This window comes from Brasilonema sp. UFV-L1 (assembly GCF_012912105.1).
Classification (GTDB): Bacteria; Cyanobacteriota; Cyanobacteriia; order Cyanobacteriales; family Nostocaceae; genus Brasilonema.
In genome coordinates, this window is record NZ_QMEA01000103.1 from 23,251 (window position 1) to 29,465 (window position 6,215).

The following is a 6,215-nucleotide window of genomic DNA, read 5'->3' on the forward strand; positions in this document are numbered from 1 at the left end:
TGATCCAGCGAAAATCAAAGCGTAGACTAATTTAGATGAATATGTGACTGTATTCTGCTAGCCTAATATGAGCAGTGTAGTGTGACTCACTCCGATGCTATCAGGAGGAATAAAAAAATGCCCGGACACGATATCATCGTCGTCGGTACATCAGCAGGCGGAGTCGAAGCACTGACTAGCATGGTTAAGAATCTACCGCCAGACTTGAATGCTGCTGTCATGATTGTCCTTCATGTACCAAGCCACGGTACAAGTGTTCTGCCAAACATCCTTAATCGTGCTGGAAACTTGCCAGTGTCTCATGCTAAAGATGGTGAGCAAATTCGTTTGGGACAAATATATGTTGCCCCACCAAACTATCACCTCTTGGTAAAACCTGGATATATACAGTTAACACGAGGACCCAGAGAAAACGGTCATCGTCCAGCTATTGACCCGCTTTTTCGTACTGCAGCGCGAGCATACGGGCGGCGAGTCGTTGCTGTAGTGTTAACGGGTGTGCTTGACGATGGTACGGCGGGACTAAGGGCGGTGAAAATGCGCGGTGGTGTTGCGGTTGTTCAAAACCCTGAGGATGCGATGTATGCTGGGATGCCGCGTAGTGCAATTGAGAACATAGATGATATAGACTATATCCTGCCACTGTCGGCTATTCCAGCTGTTTTGGTAAATCTAGCTAACACGCAGGTGGAAGGCGAAGAAGATCCCGTGCCTGAGGAGATAGAAATTGAATCTAACTTGGTGGAGTTGGATATGAACGTGCTCAACAACGAGGAACGACCAGGTAAACCTTCTACTTTTGGCTGCCCAGATTGTGGTGGTACTCTCTGGGAACTTTCAGAAGGAGGTTTATTACGGTTCAGATGCCGTACTGGTCACGCTTTTTCGGCAGAAACCCTGCTGGCAAAGCAATCTGATGCTTTGGAAGATGCGCTATGGGTTGCCCTGAGGGCATTGGAAGAGAAAGCATCTCTATCACGTCGCATGGCGAAACGGATGCGCGATCGCAACCAACCCTTATCAGCACAACGGTTAGAAGAGGAAGTGCAAGATACCCAAGAACGTGCTGCGCTTATTCGGGATGTACTGCTCAAAGGTACTGCTACAGATACACAGGAGAGAACTCAAGCGCTCAAAGACGAAGAACCAACAGATATCTTGTGATGTACTTAGCTTCTGGTAACAGCAATATTCCAGTTTTTGCTTCCAAGCAGTCCGTCAATAAAAGCTAGCTCATACTACCAAGTAGATTCAACTAAAAACTTTGTTATTTGTGTAACTAAGTCACCAGAGTCAAAAGGCTTAGTCAAGTAATTTTGAAACCCACATTGGAAAGCAAATTGGCGTGCTTCTTCTGTATCTAGAGCCGTTAGTGCGATCGCAGGTATCTTCCTTTTTTGTGTATCTTCAAGTGCTCTGACTTTGCAAATTAATGAATAACCATCCTCTTCTGGCATCGCAATATCGATAATTAAGAAGTCTAGTTCAAAATGTCTAATGACCTCAAGAGCTTCGCTGGCTGATGTTGCCGTCCTGACTTGAACGCTGTAGTCTTCAAGAACAGCAGTCATTAAAATAAGAGTATCTGCATCATCATCGACTAAAAGAATCTGCAAATCATTAAGATTTTTTATGTTTATATCGTCTTGAGGAAGTTGATTACCAAAACTTTTTGACACTATAGTAGCCACCTCCGCCATTTCGCCCCCTGATGTCACTGCTCTTTAGAACTGTGCTAAAAAAGTTGCACTTTTGAGAATAAGTTCAACACCTTTATTCTGACTTTTACATTTTGAGCTTTGACTGCCCTTGCTTTACTTGTTGTGTTATGGCTACACACATTGTAAACAACTAGCTACATAGTACAGATTAAGAATCTACTCATTTACGATGCTTTGTCTGTCCGGTACCGTACATAAGCCATAAATATTAAAATGTTAGCAATTAACTCACAAAAATTTGTTCCAAAGATAATTTTGTTTCAAGCCAAAACAAAAATCATTGATAATCCAGAAAGCTGTATGTTTAAGTGACAACTAGTTTTAGTTTAATGAGGCTAGTCAGAACCGTGTCACCAAGCTTTCGTCATTCAAGTGAAAATCGTCTTCTAGCCACCTTGCCAACAGAAGAATATGAACGCCTCCTTCCTCACTTGGAGAGTATCTTTTTGCCTGCGAAGCAAATTCTCTACAACATTAACGAACCTATTGAGTACGTGTATTTCCCCAAAAATGGCATTATCTCTTTAGTGATTATCATGGAAAACGGCGCGACAGTCGAAGTCACTACAGTGGGGAACGAAGGAATGATTGGTTTGCCCGTATTCCTGGGAGCAAATCGACTTCCTAATCAACAGGCTATTTCACAAGTTCCTGGCGAGTCGATGCGGATGAAAGCAGAGGTATTTAAAGCTTGTGTCACCCCAAGTACTACACTATACAGGCTGTTACAATACTATACACAAACACTTTTCAACCAGATTGCTCAATCAGTTGCTTGCAATAGCCTGCATTCTATCGAAAAACGATTCTGTCGTTGGCTTTTAATGAGTCATGATAGAGCTGAATCTGACGAGTTCCCACTCACTCAGGAGTTTCTTGCTCAAATGTTGGGGGTTCGTCGTGCTGGCGTTAGTGTGGTAGCAAGTACTTTTCAGAAGGATGGAATCATTAGCTACAGGCGTGGACAAATGAAGATTCTTAACCGAGGAGGTTTAGAAGCAGCATCCTGTGAATGCTATGCAAAACTTAAACAGGAGTTTGAATGCTTGTTTGATCAAAATTCAGGACAATTCTAAATATAAAAGATTCTATGACCAACCAAGAAATAAATCCTGAACTAGAAAGTTTATTAGAATACATTAAACGCAACCGAGGCTTTGATTTTAGCGGTTATAAGCGCACAAGCTTAAGCCGTCGAATTCGTAGACGCATGCAAGTGATTGGTATTGAAAATTACACTGATTATTTAGATTATTTAGAGGTACACCCGGACGAGTTTGTTGAGTTATTCAACACTATTTTGATCAATGTCACAGCTTTCTTTCGTGAAACACAAGCTTGGGACTACATATCTAGTGAAATCATTCCTCAAATACTTGTCAGGAAACATCTAAGCAAACCAATCCGCGTATGGAGTGCAGGATGTGCTTCTGGAGAAGAAACCTACACCATAGCCATTTTACTTGCTGAGGCGTTGGGTATGGAACAGTACACCGCAAGAGTCAAAGTGTTTGCAACAGATGTAGATGTGGAAGCTCTCAATATGGCTCGTCAAGCAACTTATAATTCAAAAGAAGTTCAGGGCATTCCCGCAGAACTACAGGAAAAGTACTTTGACCGAGTTAACGGTCGTTACATCGTTCAAAAAGAACTGCGTCGCGGTGTTATCTTTGGTCGCCACGATTTGGTACAAGATGCACCTATATCTAGAATTGACCTCTTGGTATGTCGCAATACTTTGATGTATTTTAATACCGAAACTCAAGCAAAAATTCTTGATCGCTTTCACTTCGCTCTGAATGAAGGTGGTTTTTTGTTTTTGGGGAAAGCAGAAATGCTGTTTACGCGAAACCACTCGTTTACTTCACTAGATTTGAGGCGAAGGGTATTCACTAAAGTTCCTAACGGTAATTTGCGAGATATGCTGTTAAGCATGGCTCATTCTTCTGGACAGCAAGCCGTTCCAGATATGGTTGATCAAATCCGCATTCATGAAGCTGCTTTTGAAATTGATCCTGTTGCCCAAATCGTTGTAGATCTTAACAGTATAGTTCTGCTTGCCAACGCTGAAGCTCGTAATTTGTTTCATCTTAATCCAAGAGACTTGGGTCGCCCATTGCAAGATTTAGAACTTTCTTATCGACCTGTGGAACTGCGATCGCGCATTGATCATGTTCGCAGCAATCGTCGCACCATTACTTTAAAAGATATTGAGTGGCCTGGTACAGACCGCGACATGAAATATCTGGATGTCCAGATAATACCCCTGATGGACGATAACACTGACGAAATCTTGGGTATAAAGATTATCTTCATTGATGTCACCCGCTTTAAAAATCTGCAACAGGAACTGGTACACGCCAATCAAGAACTAGAAACAGCTTATGAGGAACTGCAATCCACAAATGAAGAGTTAGAAACGACTAACGAAGAACTTCAATCGACAGTGGAAGAGTTGGAAACAACCAACGAAGAACTGCAATCCACAAACGAAGAATTAGAAACGATGAATGAAGAACTGCAATCTACTAACGAGGAATTGCAGACGATGAATGAAGAACTGCGTCAACGCAGCGAAGAGCTTAACAGAGTCAATGGCTTTTTAGAGTCAATTCTGACCAGTTTACGTGTTGGAGTCGTCGTTGTTAGCCCTGATTTGCACATTTTGATTTGGAACCGCAAAGCTGAAGATTTGTGGGGGCTACGGTTTGATGAAGTTTTTTCAAAGCACTTTATGAGTTTGGACATTGGTTTACCCTTAGAACCACTCAGACAGCCAATACGGACAATTCTTATTGGGGAGTCAGAACACTATGAAGTGTTGCTAGATGCGACAAACCGCCGGGGTAGAGCAATTCAGTGCCAAGTGATTTGTAACACGCTCTTAGGTAACCGATCTGAAATTCAAGGAGTTATTCTCCTTATGGAAGAACGGGATCAAGTAGAATAGTCAAGTTTTATAACTAATTTGTGTTTGACTAATAAGCAGCCAGATAGATTCTACATATGAACACGATATGTATCTTGATTGGTAGAGGAGAGCAACAAGAGGTGCGCCGTGAACTTGGAGAAGTTTGGTCAGCAAGTAGAAGAAGTACGCCAGCGTGGTCAACTATTACAATATCGTGCTAGCGAATCATCCAGGCTTCAGGAAGATACACTGTTACGAGCTCTTGAGGAACTTGGCACCGCTTTAGAAGAATTGCGTGTGGCTGAAGAAGAATTGCGTGAACAAAATGAGCAATTAACATTTGCTAACCAACAGGTAGAAGTAGAGCGTCAGCGCTATCAGGAATTATTTGATCTTGCACCAGATGGTTACTTGGTCACAAATCTCGAAGGGAAAATTGTGGAAGCCAACAGTGCTGCTGCTCAACTGCTCAACATCTCGAAAAGTTTTTTGATAGGTAAAGCACTGATTAATTTTGTTCCTGAAGAAGAACGTCGCGCTTTTCGTACTCAACTCTTACAGCTATCTGATATGGAGCGAATACAGGAGTGGGAAATTTGCTTACAGCCGAGAAAAGGTAGCATATTTCATGCTAGCCTTAGTGTAACCACTGTGCGTGGTCGTGCTTTGGGCGGCTCACAGATACAGCATCAGCAAGGCAAACCCGTAGGCTGGCGTTGGCTTGTACGGGATATCACCTCCCGCAAACAAGCAGAGGAAAAACTGCGCTCGATTCAGCTACAGAATTTAGAATTACAACAAGCTGCACGCGTTAAAACTCAAATGATGTCAGTTGTTTCTCATGAACTGCGTACACCTTTAAATTCAATTTTAGGGTTTTCCCAACTGCTGTTGCAGCGCTACTACAATCTGTTTGTCCCTGAATTAAGAGACATGGTAGAACGGATTATTAAAAGCGGCAAACATTTACTGGCACTCATTGAAAGTATGCTGGACTTCTCCAAATTGGAGAGAGATAGGCTAGCACTAAATCTACAAGAATTGAACTTAGTAGAATTAGTGACAGCTACCGTAGAGGAGCTGCGTTGCCTTGCCGAACAGAAAAACCTAACCTTAGTTTTGCATGCTAATATCAAAAATCCGATAATTGTCAACGATAGTGTTCGTCTGCGACAAGTATTAGTGAACCTGCTTTCCAACGCCATTAAGTTTACAGACACAGGAGGCGTGTTTGTGGAAGTACAGCAACTCAATCAAAAACAAATTGTTGTAATGGTTAAGGATACAGGTATTGGCATTCCAGAATCGCAATTAACACACATTTTTCAAGAATTTTGGCAAGTTGATAGTTCTACTGCACGCAAGCACTCTGGGATTGGTTTGGGATTGGCGATCGCAGATAAACTAGTTCGCTTAATGAAGGGTACCATCACAGTAGAAAGCAACCTCGGTGAGGGTTCCACCTTCCGTGTAGAACTACCACGCGAAGTCGTTCATTAGTCATTTAGACTTCTTCGTACTTGCTACCAAACCTTTATCGTCGCTTCGCTCCTGGGTGTAGGGGTGTAGGGGTGTAGGGGTGT

General features: G+C 42.4%; 5 protein-coding genes. 4 read left to right on the forward strand and 1 reads right to left on the reverse strand.

The features are described 5' to 3' along the window. Positions 1-117 precede the first annotated feature (117 nt). Positions 118-1,164: a chemotaxis protein CheB gene (locus DP117_RS24610; protein ID WP_169220860.1), complete on the forward strand. Its 1,047-nt coding sequence runs from the start codon at positions 118-120 to the stop codon at positions 1,162-1,164. A 74-nt stretch (positions 1,165-1,238) separates the two neighbouring features. Here DP117_RS24610 and DP117_RS24615 read toward each other — a convergent pair whose 3' ends face one another. After that, complete coding sequence (locus DP117_RS24615) at positions 1,239-1,679, reverse strand: response regulator (RefSeq protein ID WP_339380974.1); 441 nt, start codon at positions 1,677-1,679, stop codon at positions 1,239-1,241. Positions 1,680-2,068: 389 nt separating this feature from the next. Here DP117_RS24615 and DP117_RS24620 point away from each other — a divergent pair, with 389 nt between their 5' ends. From DP117_RS24620 to DP117_RS24630, 3 genes are all read left to right on the forward strand, one after another. Then, positions 2,069-2,797 carry a Crp/Fnr family transcriptional regulator gene (locus DP117_RS24620; protein WP_339380975.1) on the forward strand — a complete coding sequence of 243 codons (729 nt, stop codon included), beginning with the start codon at positions 2,069-2,071 and terminating at the stop codon, positions 2,795-2,797. 14 nt (positions 2,798-2,811) lie between these two features. After that, positions 2,812-4,671 carry a CheR family methyltransferase gene (locus tag DP117_RS24625; RefSeq protein WP_169220861.1) on the forward strand — a complete coding sequence of 620 codons (1,860 nt, stop codon included), beginning with the start codon at positions 2,812-2,814 and terminating at the stop codon, positions 4,669-4,671. Between the two features lie 108 nt (positions 4,672-4,779). Beyond that, positions 4,780-6,132, forward strand: coding sequence for an ATP-binding protein (locus tag DP117_RS24630; protein ID WP_169220862.1), 1,353 nt, complete (start codon positions 4,780-4,782; stop codon positions 6,130-6,132). Positions 6,133-6,215: the final 83 nt, after the last annotated feature.

What these genes read in the sequence shown, in the direction of transcription:
- DP117_RS24625 (WP_169220861.1), top strand. Translation starts at nt 2,812, where the DNA reads ATGACCAACCAAGAAATAAATCCTGAACTAGAAAGTTTATTAGAATAC.
- DP117_RS24610 (WP_169220860.1), top strand. Translation starts at nt 118, where the DNA reads ATGCCCGGACACGATATCATCGTCGTCGGTACATCAGCAGGCGGAGTC.